Annotated in this window: 19 protein-coding genes; all 19 read right to left on the bottom strand. The window is 63.1% G+C overall.

Going from position 1 to position 17,116, the window contains the following annotated elements:
• Positions 1-696: 696 nt before the first annotated feature.
• The 19 genes from RYL44_RS01175 to RYL44_RS01265 all read right to left on the bottom strand — a co-directional run bounded on the left by RYL44_RS01175 (position 697) and on the right by RYL44_RS01265 (position 17,107).
• The gene (locus tag RYL44_RS01175) at positions 697-1,602 is read right to left on the bottom strand and encodes a tetratricopeptide repeat protein (RefSeq protein WP_314974866.1); all 906 of its coding nucleotides are present in this window, start codon (positions 1,600-1,602) and stop codon (positions 697-699) included.
• A 98-nt stretch (positions 1,603-1,700) separates the two neighbouring features.
• A complete protein-coding gene (locus RYL44_RS01180; protein WP_314769909.1) occupies positions 1,701-2,699 on the bottom strand; it encodes a hypothetical protein in 999 nt (332 codons plus the stop codon).
• The gene (locus RYL44_RS01185) at positions 2,696-4,165 is read right to left on the bottom strand and encodes a hypothetical protein (RefSeq protein WP_314974867.1); all 1,470 of its coding nucleotides are present in this window, start codon (positions 4,163-4,165) and stop codon (positions 2,696-2,698) included. Before RYL44_RS01185 ends, RYL44_RS01180 begins: the two co-directional genes overlap by 4 nt.
• Positions 4,166-4,316: 151 nt before the next feature.
• Positions 4,317-4,559, bottom strand: coding sequence for a hypothetical protein (locus RYL44_RS01190; RefSeq protein WP_314974868.1), 243 nt, complete (start codon positions 4,557-4,559; stop codon positions 4,317-4,319).
• Positions 4,560-4,609: 50 nt separating this feature from the next.
• Positions 4,610-5,800, bottom strand: coding sequence for an N-acetylglucosamine-6-phosphate deacetylase (locus tag RYL44_RS01195; protein ID WP_314974835.1), 1,191 nt, complete (start codon positions 5,798-5,800; stop codon positions 4,610-4,612).
• A 27-nt stretch (positions 5,801-5,827) separates the two neighbouring features.
• Positions 5,828-6,934 (bottom strand): winged helix DNA-binding domain-containing protein, encoded by a 1,107-nt coding sequence (locus RYL44_RS01200; RefSeq protein WP_314974836.1) that lies wholly within the window; start codon positions 6,932-6,934, stop codon positions 5,828-5,830.
• Complete coding sequence (gene nucS, locus RYL44_RS01205) at positions 6,934-7,626, bottom strand: endonuclease NucS (RefSeq protein ID WP_314974837.1); 693 nt, start codon at positions 7,624-7,626, stop codon at positions 6,934-6,936. Before nucS ends, RYL44_RS01200 begins: the two co-directional genes overlap by 1 nt.
• A gap of 22 nt (positions 7,627-7,648) precedes the next feature.
• Positions 7,649-8,053, bottom strand: coding sequence for a DUF2550 family protein (locus RYL44_RS01210; protein WP_073983120.1), 405 nt, complete (start codon positions 8,051-8,053; stop codon positions 7,649-7,651).
• A 25-nt stretch (positions 8,054-8,078) separates the two neighbouring features.
• Positions 8,079-8,351, bottom strand: coding sequence for a F0F1 ATP synthase subunit epsilon (locus RYL44_RS01215; RefSeq protein ID WP_314805942.1), 273 nt, complete (start codon positions 8,349-8,351; stop codon positions 8,079-8,081).
• A complete protein-coding gene (atpD, locus tag RYL44_RS01220) occupies positions 8,351-9,799 on the bottom strand; it encodes a F0F1 ATP synthase subunit beta (protein WP_073983118.1) in 1,449 nt (482 codons plus the stop codon). Before atpD ends, RYL44_RS01215 begins: the two co-directional genes overlap by 1 nt.
• Positions 9,800-9,824: 25 nt before the next feature.
• Positions 9,825-10,754: a F0F1 ATP synthase subunit gamma gene (locus RYL44_RS01225; protein WP_276740667.1), complete on the bottom strand. Its 930-nt coding sequence runs from the start codon at positions 10,752-10,754 to the stop codon at positions 9,825-9,827.
• 3 nt (positions 10,755-10,757) lie between these two features.
• Positions 10,758-12,395, bottom strand: coding sequence for a F0F1 ATP synthase subunit alpha (gene atpA / locus RYL44_RS01230; protein WP_073983116.1), 1,638 nt, complete (start codon positions 12,393-12,395; stop codon positions 10,758-10,760).
• 47 nt (positions 12,396-12,442) lie between these two features.
• Positions 12,443-13,261 carry a F0F1 ATP synthase subunit delta gene (locus tag RYL44_RS01235; RefSeq protein WP_314974838.1) on the bottom strand — a complete coding sequence of 273 codons (819 nt, stop codon included), beginning with the start codon at positions 13,259-13,261 and terminating at the stop codon, positions 12,443-12,445.
• The gene (atpF, locus tag RYL44_RS01240; protein WP_073983114.1) at positions 13,258-13,818 is read right to left on the bottom strand and encodes a F0F1 ATP synthase subunit B; all 561 of its coding nucleotides are present in this window, start codon (positions 13,816-13,818) and stop codon (positions 13,258-13,260) included. The genes RYL44_RS01235 and atpF overlap by 4 nt, the downstream gene beginning before the upstream one ends.
• Positions 13,819-13,823: 5 nt before the next feature.
• On the bottom strand, positions 13,824-14,033 hold the full coding sequence (gene atpE, locus RYL44_RS01245; protein ID WP_003792932.1) for an ATP synthase F0 subunit C: 210 nt from the start codon (positions 14,031-14,033) through the stop codon (positions 13,824-13,826).
• A 41-nt stretch (positions 14,034-14,074) separates the two neighbouring features.
• Positions 14,075-14,950, bottom strand: a complete 876-nt coding sequence (gene atpB / locus RYL44_RS01250) for a F0F1 ATP synthase subunit A (protein ID WP_314974839.1) — start codon at positions 14,948-14,950, stop codon at positions 14,075-14,077.
• Positions 14,951-15,048: 98 nt separating this feature from the next.
• The gene (locus RYL44_RS01255; RefSeq protein WP_314768591.1) at positions 15,049-15,342 is read right to left on the bottom strand and encodes a hypothetical protein; all 294 of its coding nucleotides are present in this window, start codon (positions 15,340-15,342) and stop codon (positions 15,049-15,051) included.
• The gene (locus RYL44_RS01260; protein WP_314768593.1) at positions 15,339-16,445 is read right to left on the bottom strand and encodes an MraY family glycosyltransferase; all 1,107 of its coding nucleotides are present in this window, start codon (positions 16,443-16,445) and stop codon (positions 15,339-15,341) included. Before RYL44_RS01260 ends, RYL44_RS01255 begins: the two co-directional genes overlap by 4 nt.
• Positions 16,442-17,107 carry an L-threonylcarbamoyladenylate synthase gene (locus RYL44_RS01265; RefSeq protein ID WP_314974840.1) on the bottom strand — a complete coding sequence of 222 codons (666 nt, stop codon included), beginning with the start codon at positions 17,105-17,107 and terminating at the stop codon, positions 16,442-16,444. The genes RYL44_RS01260 and RYL44_RS01265 overlap by 4 nt, the downstream gene beginning before the upstream one ends.
• Between the last annotated feature and the right edge of the window lie 9 nt (positions 17,108-17,116).

The raw sequence follows: 17,116 nt of genomic DNA on the forward strand, positions 1-17,116 counted from the left end.
CATCATTCATCATGCATCAATCCTTTCAAACAAAAAGACGGATACACAGACAATTAAACACGCCCCTGCAAAACCCCCACCACTACCCCCGGTGTCATGCTCCCTCACTGGTGTTATGCTCCCTCACTGGTGCAGGACTGCCCGGCGGGGTGCCGATAAACACCGGTAAGGAGTCGCCGACGGGACCCTGCCGCACGGGCGCGTGTAAGGCGAGGCGCCGCTAATGTCCGAACGGCGTCGCCGACAGAAACGGGGCCGGGGCACGGGCGGCCAGCTCCCAGGCGACGCTTGTTGCCGATGAGGCGAAACACCCGATCGGGAAGATCCAACCCCAACGGATCACGTGCAATCCTCCCTAACGGGTGCAATCCTCCCGATCACGTGGAACCCTCCGATGGGATGCCTCCCATCGGCGATGCAAGCACGCAAGCACAATGACGGACGACGCAAGCGCACGTCACGGCCAACCCCCATCGGCGGCGCGAGCACGCCAGCGCCACCGATGCCTCCGGCAACAATGCCAGGGGACCGAGCCGCGACCAACACGTTTTGTCCTATAACTCGTTCTTTAGAATGCCGAGAGGCGTTGCCGCATGAGCTGATATGACGAGACCGGGGTAGGGATTCCTACTCCGGCCTCGGTTCTCTTGTGGTGCAGCTGAAATGCAGTACGGCTAGGAGCCGCTTCGTGCACCGTCACATAAGGAGCATCGCTAGGCGCGTGCGCGCCTTGGACACCTCGGGGGATGAGCCGGCGACGCGGAAAAGGTCGAGGAGACGCACGCGCAGCGCGTCTCGTTCTTCGGCGTTCGTGGTGCCTGCGAGGAGTTCGAGCAGTACGTCGAATGCTCCGGTGGCATCGCCGGCGGCGAAGAGCGCATCGGCGCGGGCTGCCGGATCACTCGCATCGGACTCCCCGTAGGCGCGTGCAGCGAAGCGCACGCGAGACAGATGAGACTTCGCGTCCTCGTCGCGCGGATTGAGTTCCACGACCCGCTCCCACAGGGTGATCGCTTCGTCTAGGCGTCCCTCTTCCTCGGCTGCTAACGGTGCCTCGTGCTCGGGAGGGATCGGAGCGACGGTGTCTTGCGCGGCCACGGCGATCCGAGCGGTGAGGCCCATCTGGGCTCCAGCCTCAAGAATCTGGGAAATGACGGGAGCAACCTGATCTTTACCTGCGCTGCCCTGGAAGAGGGGCACAGGTCGCCCTCCGACAAGAGCGACGACTGTGGGCACTGCCTGAATCTGGAAGGCCTGTGCGATCGCTGGAGCCTTGTCGATGTCCACCTCGACGAGCTGGAAGGCACCCGCATGCTCACGCGTTATCTCTTCAAGCATCGCCAGCGTCGGCTTCGATTCAAGTGAGCGAGACGACCACAGAGCCAGGATGACCGGCACCGCCTGGGACGTTGACATGACGTCCTGGAAACCGGCCTCGTCCGCGGATGTAATGAGCGGGATGTGGAGTCCCTCCCCCGTCGCGGGCGTCTGCTCGTCGTTGGCAGGCAGGCTCGCGCGTTCCGCGAGGTCATAAGCACCGTAAGAGTCGGCGGGAACGACGGGCGCAGCTGGGGTAGCTTTGCGTGGGTCTGGCGTGTTCATGAGTGTCCTCTCCGGATCGCGTTGAGTGTCCATAACGATAATATGCGTCGTCCCCGCGCCACAGGGCGCGGGGACGACGTGTGCGCTACGGGTGAAAATCAGCCCGGACTCGACGAGGAATCGAGCGCAACCTTCACGATGGCGCGATCTCCACCAACGATCTGAACGTTGCCGCCCGCCTTCTGGGAAGGGATTCGCATGATGACGGTCTCGATGTAGTCGACCGTTGCCGTGCCCTCGACTGTCGTGCCGTCCTTACTTAGCGAGGCGGTCGCGCCTCCCAGGTTCATTGTGGAACCCGCGACCGTGCGCTGGTAGGTGAGCGTGTACGCAACGTTCGCGGCCACCAGCGCGGAGCCGTCCTGCAGGACCAGCCCGGAGATTGGATAATCAGTCGCGGACGCCGCCATCGTCACGGAGCCAGCAGCGCTGACCGACGAGTTCAAATCGGTGACCTGCTGGAGGGTCTGCTTCGTAAACTCATCGGCCACGAACTGACTCGTGTCCTGTGTGCCGGAATTCAGCATCGTGATGTACTGCGCGAGAGCAGTGTCGGGGCTGACGGTAAACCCCTCGGAGTCGCCGGTCACGTAAGCGGAGCCGGTTCCGACGGGAGGAAGGGTCAGCTGGGTTCCACCCAGCAGACGCGCAAAGTTCGTCAGCTTGTAGTCCGAACGGGCCGAATCCTGTACGTACACCTGCACAACAGGCAGAGCTGTTTTGGTGGACGCGGAAATATTGAAGATCGCGCGCGGCCACGAGTCGGAGTTCGTGATCGCTAGGGACGCTGGTGTGAAATCGAGGGTCAGAGGAGCCTGCCCGGTGGCGGTGGCCAACGCGTACTGCGCGGTCCTCGTTTCCAGGGCCCCATTCGTCACTTTATCGCCCAGATCGGCGCCGTTCTGCGATGCATCGGCGCTCGCCATCGCGCTGCCGACATCATCTAGGACGGATGAGATGCGCTCAAGATCGAGGTTAGCGGTGCTCTGCGCGTCGGAGCCGGATTGGGCAACAAGTTCTTTGGAGCAGGCGCTCAGGCCGAGCGTGGACGTCATGAGAACGAGGGCCGCTGCGGCCGCAAGGGTTCGTCGTTTCATTGTTTTCCTCCCTGGCGGTCCTTGAGCCAACCGGACATGATCGAGGTCCACCCGCCGGTCGCTGATGCGTCGTCGTCGGGGGCGGAGGTGGGTGCCATAGGCGTAGGAGTCTGCTCGGCTGCGTTGCGTGGGCGAGTGATCGGAATCAGGCCGGTATTGAACTCCTGCCCGTCAACAACCACGACCTCCTCACCCTTGTTGCGCGCTTCACGCAAGGCGCGGCGCGACGGCAGGGTTCGACCGCCACGAATGCCAGACAAGTCGATGACACCCGTGTCACTTGTAGCGCGCTCGGGCGGGTCCTGATCGATGGGGCCATTGTCGAGGCCGTGGCGTCCTCGGCGTTCAAAAGTGTCGGTCATCGGGTCGGGAACATACTCGTCCTGAGCCAACGCGGCGCTATGGTCCGGTGCTGGGATGCCCACGATGGATTCACGAATGACCGTCTGGTGTACAGGTTCTTGTGTGAGAGCCTCACGAATGGCAGTTTCGTCTGCACTCGGTTCGTTCGTTTCACCGGACGTCGCTGCGAAAACTGCGGCACCCCACGCGGGCGCAGCTGCTTCTTCATCGTCTGTCTCTGCTTGTTCCGCAACCGGCTCCTCGTCGCTTCCCTGCACTCCGACGTCGTCAACGGCGGCTTCCTCAGTGACGGGTTCGGGTGCAGAAGTGGAAGAAGAATCGCGAGCGGCAGCCATGCGCTCGGCAACCTCTGCGGTGTTGATCGACGAGGTCTCCAGTGAGTCGGCCTTGCGGCGTTCCTCGATGCGAGCTGCACGAATCTTACGCAAACGCAACAGCTGCCAGCGGGTCAGGAACATCGCGAGGGCGATGAGAGCAAAGACACAGGCCGCGAGGAAAGCGATAATCGCGAGCATGTTCGTCTGCTCGATCTTCCATGTCAGCGTCAGTGTCAAGTCGCCGGGGCCTCCAGCGGAGGCCGCCACCGCGGAACGACCACTGGGAACGTTCTCCAAATCGATAGCCACGCTACCCGTGCCGCTTTCCTGCTTGAACCACATAGGCGACTTGGCCAGCTCATCAGTCAGCTGAGCCGACGTCGGATCTGCGATGGGCTGGGCACCGGACTGAACGTCCGCCTGCGCGCCCGACTGGGCTGACTTCTGAGCGGGCGCCTGCGTGTTCACCATGCCGGTACCGTTCGCCTCGTGTGATTCCGCTTTGAGCTTATTGCGGTCCGCCTCCACACCGATGACCTCGGTGTAGGCGGCGTTCCCGATCCAGCCTTTCGCATCCTGCGACGTGCCGATGACGAGCGTCACCGGGGCACCCGACTTCGATGTCGCGGTCACCGTAACGTCATCCTTGACGATCGACAACACGTTGTCACGCGTCATAATCAGGTCTGTCGCAGAGTCCACCGACGAGACCTGCTGCGTCGGCGGCCGTAGCACGGTCACGCCAAGCAGCCCGATAAGGACGCATACGAGTGCGACAGCGCCCATCGACGATGCCGCCACGTATCGCTTCAAGAGTTCCACGGTTGCTCCTCAGGTCCAACGCCCACACAGCGGGCATTCTTCAGCCCCCACTCTACGTGCAAACCGTGTGAACAGGCACATTCGCAGGCGGGGCAGTGATGCATCACATCTCTTGTCACAGTGGTCGAAGCCTCCGACGCCAACACTCCGAATGCCAGTGGCGACGCCCTTCCACGCCCTGAGGCAAACCGTAGGGAGCCTCCTGTGGCCAGGCAACGACGTGCGCTGTGCCCCGAGGGATCGGACGCAGGCACGCCGGACACGTATATTCCTTCGCCGCACGGGGTAGGTGACGAACCTGGTAATCGATCCCATCCGGGCCGCACTCGGTGCGCGGCACGGAGGCGAGGCGGTCCATCTGCAGCGGACGCGCCTGGCCCCACGGTCGTTTTTTGCTCCGTTTACCTCTCACTCAACCACAGTGCCACGGCGCCACACGCGGCGCACGTTCAGATCCCCACTCACCTCAACAATGTCGGCCTTCTTACCGGGTGCAAGCGAGCCGACTGTACGATCTCCCAGGATCGTGGCACCCTGCATGGACGCCATGTACACGGCATCGACGAGGGGGATACCACCATGGGTGACTGCTACGCGCACGCAGTCCATCAGGTGTGCGGTACCGCCAGCGATCGCATTGCCCTGTGCCAGGCGCGCCACGCCGTCCTTCACGACAACATCTTGCGGTCCCAGCGTGTACTGGCCGTCGGCCATGCCAGCGGCTGCCATTGCGTCAGTAATGAAGACGACGTGCTCGCGCCCCACCATCTCATAGACATCGCGTACAAGAGTCGGATCGACGTGGATCGAGTCACAGATGAGTTCCGCGACCGCGCCACCGCGGGCCGCATCGGAAAGGAATTCGGCGATAGGACCCGTATCACGGTGGTGCAGAGGACGCATGCCATTGAAGAGGTGCGTGATCGTCGCGCGGGGTCCACGCTTAGTCACCACCTGGGAGAAACGCTCGCGTGAGTATGCCAGTGCCTCGCGGGCCTTTATTGAGTTCGAGTCGGTGTGCCCCCACGAGGGAATCGCTCCCCCCGCGATCAATGCCTCGGCGACCGAACCCGGCCCATAGGCATTCGGTTTCTCGGGAGCAAGCGTCATCGAGAGCGCATATCCCTCGCAGTCCTGCAGGAGCGTGCGCGTCAACTCCGTGTCGGGATCGATGATAAAGGTCGGATCCTGGGCACCGCAGCGCTCGTGGGACACGAAGGGACCTTCGAAGTGAATGCCGGCAATCTCGTCTGCCTTCGCCAGCTCCGCGAGGGTCTTCGCGCGAGCGCGCAGCACCCGCGCAGAGGCGGTCACGCAGGAAGCAACAAGGGTGGTCGTCCCGTGGCGGCGATGCTCCATGACAGCCACAAGCGCAGCCTCGGCACTTTCAGCATTGGGGAAGGATTCCCCTCCACCACCGTGGCAATGCACATCGACGAGGCCGGGCAGGAAGGTCGAATCGGTGGCTTCTGGCGCCTCAACCTCATAATCTGACACGGGACACACACGAGTAATGGTCGGGCCGTCGATCTCAATAATTCCATCCTCAACGATGGAATCTTCCAGGACCAGACGACCGCGCAGCACTGAAACAGTCATGCCCCTCATTGTGGCACACCTGACACGTCATCGCTGTGTCTCAGACAACCATTTCTCCCATTCGATGAACGCGCAACGCGCCAATTGCTGCAAGGACTGGCATCCTGCGGCCATCACGACCTGATGCCCAGGAGCCCGCACTCCCACCACTCGACCGCCCTCGACGATGATCGGACGAAACATGCCGTTTTTCGCCGGGCAGATCAGGGCCTCAACCGCCTCGTCAGTCAGGCAGGAGCGGTCCTTGTACCCAACGTGCAGCTCGTCGAACGAGGGCAACGCGAACATCGCTTCGGCCTCGGCACGGTTCTCCTCTACGAGGTCCGCGAGGTCTGCGCGTGCCAAAGCGCCGTCGAACTCTGCCAGGGGAAAGCCCATGCTCTCCCCCGCCTCGCGCGCGCCGTCCATCGCCCGACGCGCCTCCGTCACAGTCAACCCGGTCCACCTGGCTAAGTCGGCCTCGCCGATAGGACCGTGTCCCCAGGCGTAGCGCGCTGCCAGGACAGCGAGGGCCTCCTCGTGCCCCGGCTCCCCCTTCGCCACTCCCGGGGCTCCGGGCAGCGGTCGAGCGTCAACGATCAGATGCTCCCCGCCGCGCACGGGGCCCGAGGTCACCAGCCCGTCCACGTGCAGGCGCATCACGAGGTGGCGACGACGCAGGCCCGCCCCGGAGGAAGAGGCCGTCACAGTGTCGATCCCGCTGCGCGCCCACGCCTCAACCAGCTCCCCGCGGCTCACCCCCATCGGCGACGCCTCCGCCAGCTCGCACGCCACCTGAGCCGCGCGCTCGACAGTAGCATCATCGAGGCCGAGGGCGTTCGCCTGGCGTTCCCACGCCGCACGTCGATGGCGCAGCAAGCGACGCAGCCAGTGGTGGTCACGAGCGCTCGTCACGTGCACGGTGCCGCGCATCGGCCAGGAACGAACCAACTCCCCACGCGCAAACGAATCCTCAATGTCAGCGCGCGACGCGCCCTGGCAGCGCACACCGATCGCCCACGGGATCGCGCTGGCCTGCTGGCCTTGCAGCGCCGCCAGATTCTCAACGGCATCCAGCGGTGAGCGCGAAGCGGTCGCGGAGACGAGTCCTTGGGCGACGATTCTCCCCAGGCTGACCCGCGCAGATAACACCATCAGAACAGACGCGACTCGGGGTCATCAAAACCTCGCATCGCGTCATAATCCAGGATGACGCAGCGGATCCCGCGATCCTCCGCGAGGGTGCGCGCCTGCTTCGTGATCTCCTGCGCGGCGAAGATACCCGTCACGTCACCCAAGAGCGCGTCGCGCCCCAGCAGCGACAGGTAGCGCGTCAGCTGTTCGACGCCGTCGATGCCGCCGCGACGCTTGACCTCGATCGCCACGTGATTGCCGTCGGCGTCGCGCACCATGAGATCCACGGGGCCCACGGGCGTCGGATACTCCCGGCGCACCAATTCCCAGCCCTCTCCGAGGATCTGCGGAACCTGCTCGGCCAGTAGCTCTTGCAGGTGCGCCTCCACTCCGTCCTTCACGAGGCCGGGGTCCACACCCAGGTCCTCGCTGACGTCCGCGATCACCTCGTGAATGCGGATGATCAGCTTGTCATCCGTCTTATCGGCCTGCACCGTCCACACGGCCTCCACGCCCTCCTCGTCCTCGGAAGGATCACCAACGGAGACCGTGCACGGCGCCGTCATCCAGTTGAGCGGCTTGTAGGAGCCACCCTCGGAATGAATGAGAACCGAGCCGTCACCCTTGAGCATGATGACGCGCTTGGCGGCGTCAAGGTGGGCGCTCAGACGACCGGAATAATCAACGGTGCAAGAGGCAATAACAATACGCACTCCGTGAGCTTACCAATCCCGCTCACGGGCGGCGCGGAGGACCCGACTCCACCCAGGACACTAACCCGTTATATGTCAGGCGTTCCACGGCCACCTCGTAACGATGCTCACCATAGGCCAAGCGCACCTCGACCATCGCCCCGTCGGCGGTGTGCGAGATCGGAGCGGAGACCTCCATCCCACGCCGAGGAATCGTATAGACGGGCGTGAACGTGAGGCCAACTAACCGATACCACGAGAGTTCCTCGACCCCGTACACGCCTATCCCGGCCGTCCAACCCGAGTGATGGTCGGGGCGCGACCAACACCGAAACGCGCCCAAACGCGACGTGATCCTGCGGGCGCGCACATTCATGTACGCCCACAGGATCACCCCAACACACACCAGGAGAACCACACACCAGATCGAAAAATGCGTCAGGTTCATGAGGTCCTCCTCGCGTTGCGTCAACTTATTGTGCTGCCACTGTAGCGCGATCAGCGACAAGCGTGACAAAGTCGAAGTCAACTGAGGCGAATCCCCCATTGACCTCGAAGGATACGACCTCGTCCGCGCGAGTCACCGTGACTGTTCCCTCGCCCAACTGCGCGAGCAGCGGCTGCCGCCCCGGCAGGATGCCCAGGGCGCCATCCACCGTCGGAATCCGCACGGACAGTGCCGCTCCGTGCCACAGTCGTCCCTCGTGAGAGACGACCTCCACCTGCAAGGACTTGCTCGATGCCATCAGGCTTCCTTGGCCAGTTCGTGGGCGTTGCGCTCCAGGTCGTCGATGCCACCGCAGTTGTAGAACGCCTGCTCGGGAACATCGTCATAGTGACCTTCGGCGATACGCTTGAACGCCTCGATGGTTTCCGACAAGGGCACGGTAGAGCCGGGCACTCCCGTGAACTTCTCGGCCATGTACATGTTCTGCGAGAGGAACTGCTCGATACGGCGCGCGCGTGCGACCGTAACCTTATCGTCCTCACTCAGTTCGTCCACGCCGAGGATCGCGATGATGTCCTGCAGTTCCTTGTTCTTCTGCAGAATCGCCTTGACGTGCGTGGCAACGTCGTAATGCTCGCGTCCAACCAAGGCCGGATCGAGAATACGAGAGGACGAGGCCAGGGGGTCCACGGCCGGGTAAATACCCTTAGCCGCAATCTCTCGGGAGAGCTCGGTCGTCGCGTCCAGGTGTGCGAAGGTCGTCGCCGGCGCAGGGTCGGTGTAGTCGTCGGCGGGCACGTAGATCGCCTGCAGGGAGGTGATCGAGTGGCCACCGGCGGAGGTGATGCGCTCCTGGAGTTGCCCCATCTCGTCAGCCAGGTTCGGCTGGTAACCCACGGCCGAAGGCATTCGACCCAGCAGCGTGGACACCTCGGATCCCGCCTGAGTGAAGCGGAAGATGTTGTCGATGAACAGCAGCACGTCCTGGTGCTGAACATCGCGGAAGTACTCCGCCATCGTCAGGCCGGTCAGGGCGATGCGCAGACGCGTCCCCGGCGGCTCATCCATTTGGCCAAAGACGAGAGCGGTCTTATCGAAGACGCCAGCCTCTTCCATCTCACCGATCAGATCGTTACCCTCACGAGTACGCTCGCCGACGCCAGCGAACACGGAGACGCCTCCGTGGTCCTGGGCCACGCGCTGGATCATCTCCTGGATGAGGACCGTCTTGCCGACGCCTGCGCCACCGAACAGGCCGATCTTCCCGCCCTGCACGTAGGGGGTCAACAGGTCGATCACCTTGATACCGGTCTCGAACATCTTGGTGCGTGCCTCGAGCTGATCGAAAGCCGGTGGCTGGCGGTGAATAGGCCAACGCTCGGTGATCTCAAGGGTCTCGCCCTCTTCGAGGTTGAGCACATCGCCGGTCACGTTGAAGACGTGGCCCTTGGTCACGTCACCGACGGGAACGGAGATGGGTGCACCGGTGTCGGTGACGGGGGCGCCGCGAACCAAGCCGTCCGTAGGCTTCAAAGCAATTGCGCGAACAAGGTTATCGCCGAGGTGCTGGGCGACCTCGAGGGTCATCGTGAAGCTCGACTCGCCCTCTCCCTGACCGGCGAGGTTAACCTCGACGGTCAGCGCGTTGTACAGGGGCGGGATGCGGTCCGGGGGAAACTCGACATCGACGACAGGGCCGACGACGCGGGCGACGCGTCCCTCGGCGATTGCAGGTGTATCAGTCATTGTGTTACTCCGTGTCTCGAAGGGCTCAGCTCGCGCCCAGAGCGTCGGCCCCGCCCACGATTTCGGTGATTTCCTGGGTGATTTCCGCCTGGCGGGCCGAGTTCGCCAGACGTGTGTACTTCGTGATGAGTTCCTGGGCGTTGTCCGTCGCCGTGTGCATGGCGCGCTGGCGCGACGCGAGTTCGGACGCCGCCGACTGAAGCAGGACGTTGTGGATGCGTGCCTCGACGTAGAGGGGCAGCAGCGTGTCCAGGACTGCCTCGGGCGAGGGAATGAACTCGTACTCGGGCAGCGCCGAGGCCGGATCATCGGCGTAGCCGCGTTCGACCGTGCGCTCCTCGTCGGACTCGGGGGTATCCACAACCGTGAGCGGCAGCATCTGGCGTACCTCGGGAACCTGACTCATGACCGTCTTGAAACGCGTGTAGACGAGATGAAGCTCGCCGACGCCGGTGGAGGGGTCCGTGTCCAAGAATCGTTCAAGCAAGACGCGAGAAATGTCGCGCGATGTGTCGGGACTCGGCGAATCCGATTCGCCCTCCCACTCGCGTTCGATAACCACGCCACGGAAACGGAAATACGCCGAAGCCCTGCGCCCGAAGGTGTAGAGGACGGGTTCGCGTCCCTCAGCCTTCAGGTCGCTAATGAGCTTCTCCGACTCACGTAGGATGGTCGCCGAGTAGGCGCCGGCCATACCGCGGTCCGAGGCGACGACCAGGACGGCGACGCGCTTGGTATCCTCGCGTTCCTCCGTCAGCGGATGGTCGAGGTCTGTGTGGACCGCGACCGCCGCGACCGCCTGGGTGAGTGCCTTTTCGTAGGGACCCGCCTCGGTGGCAGCGCGCCGCGCCGCGCCAATGCGAGACGCAGCGATCATCTCCATGGCGCGGAAGACCTTCGCGAGCGTCGTCGTCGAGGCGATACGCTGCTTGTAGATCCTCTGCTGTCCGCCCATCGTTTAGGCCTTCTCGTTCGTGCGACCGCGCGAAATTTCCTCGCGGGTGCGCTCTGCCTCGACCTGGCCGTCTTCAAGGTCGTCCACACCGCGGCCGGCGCTCAGCCATTGACGGTGGAATTCCTCGACGGCATCCTTCAGCGCTTCCTCCGTCTCGGAGGTCAGGTCACCACTCGCTGCGATAGTGTCTAGAACCGTCGAGTTGGCGTGCAGGTGATCGAGCAGGCCACGCTCGAAGCGCAGCACGTCCGAGACCTCAATGTCGTCGAGGTAGCCCTTCGTACCCATCCAGATCGACGCGACCTGGTCCTCCAGCGCGTACGGCGTGGACTGGGGCTGCTTGAGCAGCTCCATGAGGCGCTCGCCGCGGGTCAGCTGGCGGCGGGTTGCAGCATCCAGATCGGAGGCAAACATGGCAAAGGCGGCCATCGAACGGTACTGGGCGAGCGTGAGCTTGAGTGTGCCGGCGACCTTCTTCATGGCCTTAGGCTGCGCGGCACCACCGACGCGTGACACCGAAATACCGACATCGACTGCGGGGCGCTGGTTCGCGTTGAACAGGTCCGATTGGAGGAAGATTTGGCCGTCGGTGATCGAAATGACATTGGTCGGGATGTAGGCCGACACGTCGTTCGCCTTCGTCTCGATGATCGGCAGGCCCGTCATCGAGCCACCGCCGAGGGCATCCGACAGCTTCGCGCAGCGCTCCAGTAGACGCGAGTGCAGATAGAAAACGTCGCCCGGGTAGGCCTCGCGCCCCGGCGGACGGCGCAGCAGCAGCGACACCGCGCGGTAGGCCTCGGCCTGCTTCGAGAGGTCATCGAAGACGATGAGGACGTGCTTGCCCTGATACATCCAGTGCTGACCGATGGCGGAACCCGTGTACGGGGCCATGTACTTGTAACCGGCGGGGTCCGAGGCCGGGGATGCCACGATTGTCGTGTATTCCATCGCGCCGGCGTCCTGAAGCGTCGAGCGCACGGATGCGATCGTCGACCCCTTCTGGCCGATGGCAACGTAGATGCAGCGCACCTGCTTGTTCGGGTCGCCGCTCTTCCAGTTCTCGCGCTGGTTCAGGATCGTATCCAAGGCGATGGCGGTCTTACCGGTTTTACGGTCACCGATGATGAGCTGACGCTGGCCGCGACCAACCGGGATCATCGAGTCGATGGCCTTCAGGCCGGTGGCGAGGGGCTCGTGGACGCTCTTACGCATCATGACGCCAGGGGCCTGCAGCTCGAGCGCGCGGCGTCCTTCCAGATTGGTGATGTCGCCGAGGCCGTCGATGGGCCGACCGAGGGGATCGACCGTGCGACCGAGGTACCCGTCACCGACCGGCACGGAGAGAACCTCGCCCGTTCGGTGGACGACCTGTCCTTCTTCGATACCTCCGAAATCGCCGAGGATGACGGCGCCAATCTCGCGCTGGTCCAGGTTCATGGCCAGACCTAGCGTCCCGTCCTCGAAACGCAGCAGTTCGTTCGCCATGGTGCCGGGCAGGCCCTCGACGTGAGCGATACCATCGGCTGTTTCGATGACGTGCCCCACCTCTTCGGTGGCCACGTCCGCCGGACGGTAGGACTCCATGAAGGAGTCCAGTGCTCCGCGGATTTCCTCCGGGGAGATGCTGAGGTCAGCCATGAGGATTCCTAACTAAGAAAAATGATGAATGTGGTGTACGAGGGGCGCTAACTAGCGATCGCGTCCCGTGCGGCGCTGAGCCTGGAGGCAAGCGACGCATCGATGGCGGTCATCCCTGCGCGCAGGCGGAAACCCCCGATAATATCGGGATCGACGGAGATCGCCAGGTCGACAGTGACGCCGTAGCGTTTGGTCAGAATGTCCCGCAGGCGCTCAACCTGGGCTTGGCTCATCGGCGAAGCCGTGGCAACAGTGACGAAGAGGCGGTCCTGCATGGTCGCCGCCCACTGCGCGTACCGGCGAAGGTTGTGCAGCAGACGACCGTGGTTCGATCGACCGACAGCTCGGCGAACGAGGCGCATCGTCCATGCGCTGACACGCGATCCGAAGAGTGCGGTCGCAATATCGCCGCGCTCGTGGGAGTTGCCCTTGGCCTTGTCTGAGAGGCGCACACGCACCTCGCGGTTGTGGGCCAAGAAGTAGCGCACCTGGAATAACTCCTCACGAACCAGGTCGAGGTCGTCGTGAGCGCCAGCCGCGTTCAGCACGCCGAGGATACCGAGGACTTCGAGTGCGTCGGTAACGTCAGCGGGGTGACGCCAATGGTGTGCCACGACGACATTGATGACGGACATGGTCGCGCTCGTGATATGCGGGGAGAATGCCTGTGCGGCGAGGGCCTGCTTGTCAGCGGTTGTCCGCGCCGGGTCGGTCAGCGCACGTCCGAGGCGGGCGTTCTCTTTGAACAGGTCGGCCAAACCGAAGAAGTCTTCGGCGACCCGCATCGCATCGACGCCCGGGACGGCGAGGGCCGCCGCAAGGTCGGATGCAAACGGGACGGACTCGATCGTGCGCACCTGCGTCATCGCTTCTCCTCGACCAGCGCGTTATCGGCCTCGAGTTCGTCGAGGAAACGATCGACCACACGAGAGGTCAGGGCCGTGTCTTTAAGCTGCTCCCCGATGATCTTCTCGGCGAGCTCGGAGGCGAGCAGGCCCACCTCGGAACGCAGAGAGATCTGCGCAGCCTGCTTCTCGGCCAGAACCTGGCGCTGCGCACCCTCCAGGATGCGGTTTGCTTCGCCGGTGGCCTCGTTGCGAGCGGCGGCCACGATGGCTTTCGCTTCGTCGTTGGCCCGCTCTCGAATCGTGTGTGCCTCGGCATGTGCCTGGCGAATGATCTCCTCGCGTTCGCGCGCAGCGGCTGCCTGGTCAGCCTTCGCTTGCTCAGCGGCGCCAAGCCCCTCCTCGATCGCCGCAGCGCGCTCGTCCATCGTCTTGTAGATGCGAGGAAGCGCGTAGCGTCCAACGAGAAGCAGGACGATGAGCAGAACAACAGCCGACCAGAAAATCTCGTACAGCGGCGGCAGGATAACGGCGAGTCCGCCGACCTCCTGGTCCGCAGCGGCGACAATCTGGTACATGGCGATCACTTAACGATGAGCGGCAGAACGAAGCCGATGAGGCCGAGGGCCTCGACCATGCCGGCGCCGATGATCATGTTGGTGAAGAGACGACCGGCAACCTCAGGCTGGCGGGCAGTCGCTTCCTGGGTCTTGCCGACCATCAGGCCAATACCGAGGCCGGGGCCCAGGGTGGCGAGGCCGTAGCCGATGTAGGCGAATGCAGCGGTTCCCATAGTGGTTTCCTTCTGTTAGTAACGCCGGGTGGCGTTAGGGGTCAGTGGTGTTCGATGGAAAGCTTGATGTACACGGTCGACAGGATCGTGAAAATGTAGGCCTGCAGGAAGGCCACGAAAACTTCGAAGCCAGTCATGATGAAGACAGCGGCACCGGTCAGAGCGGAGGCAGCACTCAGGACGGAAAGCTCGTGCAACAGCATCGCTGTGCCGAAGTAGGTCATGCCCAGCAGGAGGTGACCGGAGATCATGTTGCACAGGAGTCGCAGCGTCAACGTTACGGGTCGAACGATGAAGTTGGAGAGGAACTCGATCGGCGTGATCAGCAAGTACATTGGCACGGGCAGCCCGGGCGGGAAAAGCTGGGCAGCGAAGAATCTCTCGACGCCCTGCTTAGCGATACCCGCACCGATGAAGGTTACGTAGGTGATGATCGCGAAGACCATGGGGACTGCCACCACGGAGGATGCCGCGATGTTGATGCCTGGAATAACGCCAGCGATGTTCATGGCAAGGACACCAAAGAACAGGAAGCCGACGAAGCCGGAGAACTTGCGTCCGGTCGTTGGTCCGAGCATGTCGAGAGCGACGTTGTCGCGGATGTACCCGGCGACGGCTTCAACGGCCATCTGACCGCGCGAAGGCACGAGCTTCGGCTTACGCGCAACGGCAACGAGCACGATGCACACGAGGAACCCCATGATGACGCGGGCCAGCGTCAGTCGGTTGAATTCGAAGAACGTTCCCTCTCCAAAGATTACCGATGGAAAAAAATCCTTCAGAGCGGGCTGGTGGGGATGCTGAGTAAACGCCGGATAGGCGGTCGCGCCGATGACGAGGAGTAGGATCGCGAGACTCACCCAATACCAACGCGGCTTGGACGCTGCGGCGGTGCGAGCGGGCGCGTTATTGGACACGGAACGTGCCTCCTTCGTCTGAACTCCAGTGGGGTGTTCGCTGTGCTAGCAACACATTCCATTCTATACAGACCGTGGACCCACGGCACCTGCAACAACTACTCGTCGTCGGGGCGAGGATCGACGTTCATGGTGCGCCTTCGCATCATGACGCCCATCTCCACGGTCGAGGACACAATTATCGCGATGATCGTGGCGATAGCGGCCATACGTACGTCCACTCCGAGGACTCGGGGCACATAGAGCCCAGTGACGAGCAGAGCGATCTTTGCCGCGTATCCGCCGCTCACCCAGCCGACGAAATGGGCGGGTGATCGCAGGGCACGCGAGGTGAAGAACCATTGGGCCCCACCGATCAGGACAACCATGATGAGTGCGAGGATTAAGGTCATGCGTTGTGCTCCTGTGCGGTTGCGTCTTCCTTTGGGAATTCGCGGGTCGTGATGGCGACACCAATCGATGCGGCGATAATCGCGACCAGGGCAACACCCCACCAGTCGAAGACGAGGAGGCCGACGGCCGGAATACACACGATGGCGGTCCACATCCACAAGATCGCAACGACACCGCGGTGAGAGTGCCCGGCGACGAGGAGACGGTCATGAAAGTGTGACCGATCAGCTACAAATGGACTCTTGCCTCGTCTCATACGACGGATAGAGGTTACGACCAGGTCAAGAACGGGCATGAAGATGACCGACATCGGCAAGATCAGGGGCAACGCGGAAACGAGTTTCTGCTGGCTTTCAAGCAGCGATGGATCAATCTTGCCGGTGACGATGATGCCAGCAGACGCCAGGACGAGGCCCATGGTCTCCGCTCCCCCGCCCATCATGATGGAACTCGGGTGGAAGTTGAACCAGAGGAAGCCGGCGCACACGCCGAGCAGGGCGATGACAGTGAGGCTCGCGGTCGTCGCGTATGACACGGCTCCCATCAGCCGGGTAATAATGTACGAGTAGATGAAGAAGGATCCTGCTCCGATGGCGATCATTCCCGACGCCAACCCATCGAGACCGTCAATGAAGTTAACGGCGTTCATGATGCCAACGATGAAAAAGACGGAGACGAAGAGCCACAGACGTGATGAGCCTAGCGTCAAACCGAAGATCGGGAACGAAGCGAGTTGGACGCCCCCGAAGGCCATGCCCCCCGCGATGAGGACTTGTCCGCCGAGTTTGGCCATCCAGTCCAGCTCGATGATGTCATCGACGATACCGAGGACGCACATCGCTCCGGCCCCCGCCATGACAGCCCACGGAATGGTTCCCTCAAAGAGCGGTGCCATGTAGGGAATACGCGAGGCCAGCGCCATCGTGATGATCAGGGCGAGTGTCATGGCGACACCACCGAGACGCGGGATCGGTTTCTTTTGGAGGTCGCGCCCTCGTAGGGGAGGCAAAATGTTGAAGCGCAGGCATCCCCAGCGAACGACGGGTGTCAGGAGGATCGTGAGTGCCATCGCGATGGCAGCCAGCAGCAGGTAGACCTTCACGGACGCGCCCCCTGCACGTCCACGATTGATAAGCCAGCGGCGCTCGTCAGCTCCTCAAGGCTGATGGTTCCTCTGCGGATCATGCGGGGAGCGCCATGGGAACAGTCGACGATGGACGAGGCCGTGGCGCTCTCGGTCGGTCCGGCATCCAGATAGGCGGCGACACAAGAGCCGAAGGAACTCACCGCTTCTGTGATCGACGTGGCCGGCGGCTCTCCAGTGAGGTTCGCCGATGTCACGGCCATTGGGCCGAACGTGCGCAGGAGGGCGAGCAGAGCGGGCTGATCAGGCATACGCACCCCGATCGTGCCACCCGTCTCACCGAGGTCCCAGCCGAGGTCGGGGCGTGCACGCAGAATCAGGGTCAAGCCACCGGGCCAGAATGCGCGTGCGAGAGCGCGCGCATAGTCAGGAACGTCGACGCACAAGTCGTCGAGTGCGTTCGCGCAGGAGACGAGGACGGGGGGCGGCATCTGGCGGCCACGACCTTTTGCTGCGAGCACATCGGCGACGGCGCTGGGGTTAGCGGCGTCGCATCCGATACCGTAGACGGTGTCCGTGGGGACGACGAGGAGGCGACCGTTTCGCAGTTCGCGGCTTGCCACGGCCAGGTCATCGGCGCTCAGCGACGGTATCGCTCGTAGGATCGTCTCAGTACTCATCACGGCTCA

Source organism: Actinomyces bouchesdurhonensis, from assembly GCF_963540955.1.
Lineage (GTDB): Bacteria > Actinomycetota > Actinomycetes > Actinomycetales > Actinomycetaceae > Pauljensenia > Pauljensenia bouchesdurhonensis.

Bases quoted from the DNA above. Each gene is read 5' to 3' on its own strand.
- RYL44_RS01180 (WP_314769909.1), bottom strand. From the start codon at position 2,699: ATGAAACGACGAACCCTTGCGGCCGCAGCGGCCCTCGTTCTCATGACG.
- RYL44_RS01195 (WP_314974835.1), bottom strand. From the start codon at position 5,800: ATGACTGTTTCAGTGCTGCGCGGTCGTCTGGTCCTGGAAGATTCCATC.
- RYL44_RS01185 (WP_314974867.1), bottom strand. From the start codon at position 4,165: ATGGGCGCTGTCGCACTCGTATGCGTCCTTATCGGGCTGCTTGGCGTG.
- RYL44_RS01175 (WP_314974866.1), bottom strand. From the start codon at position 1,602: ATGAACACGCCAGACCCACGCAAAGCTACCCCAGCTGCGCCCGTCGTT.
- RYL44_RS01210 (WP_073983120.1), bottom strand. From the start codon at position 8,053: ATGAACCTGACGCATTTTTCGATCTGGTGTGTGGTTCTCCTGGTGTGT.
- atpF (WP_073983114.1), bottom strand. From the start codon at position 13,818: ATGTACCAGATTGTCGCCGCTGCGGACCAGGAGGTCGGCGGACTCGCC.
- RYL44_RS01200 (WP_314974836.1), bottom strand. From the start codon at position 6,934: ATGGTGTTATCTGCGCGGGTCAGCCTGGGGAGAATCGTCGCCCAAGGA.
- RYL44_RS01265 (WP_314974840.1), bottom strand. From the start codon at position 17,107: ATGAGTACTGAGACGATCCTACGAGCGATACCGTCGCTGAGCGCCGAT.
- RYL44_RS01215 (WP_314805942.1), bottom strand. From the start codon at position 8,351: ATGGCATCGAGCAAGTCCTTGCAGGTGGAGGTCGTCTCTCACGAGGGA.
- RYL44_RS01225 (WP_276740667.1), bottom strand. From the start codon at position 10,754: ATGGGCGGACAGCAGAGGATCTACAAGCAGCGTATCGCCTCGACGACG.
- atpE (WP_003792932.1), bottom strand. From the start codon at position 14,033: ATGGGAACCGCTGCATTCGCCTACATCGGCTACGGCCTCGCCACCCTG.
- RYL44_RS01190 (WP_314974868.1), bottom strand. From the start codon at position 4,559: ATGGACCGCCTCGCCTCCGTGCCGCGCACCGAGTGCGGCCCGGATGGG.
- RYL44_RS01235 (WP_314974838.1), bottom strand. From the start codon at position 13,261: ATGACGCAGGTGCGCACGATCGAGTCCGTCCCGTTTGCATCCGACCTT.
- atpA (WP_073983116.1), bottom strand. From the start codon at position 12,395: ATGGCTGACCTCAGCATCTCCCCGGAGGAAATCCGCGGAGCACTGGAC.
- atpD (WP_073983118.1), bottom strand. From the start codon at position 9,799: ATGACTGATACACCTGCAATCGCCGAGGGACGCGTCGCCCGCGTCGTC.
- RYL44_RS01255 (WP_314768591.1), bottom strand. From the start codon at position 15,342: ATGACCTTAATCCTCGCACTCATCATGGTTGTCCTGATCGGTGGGGCC.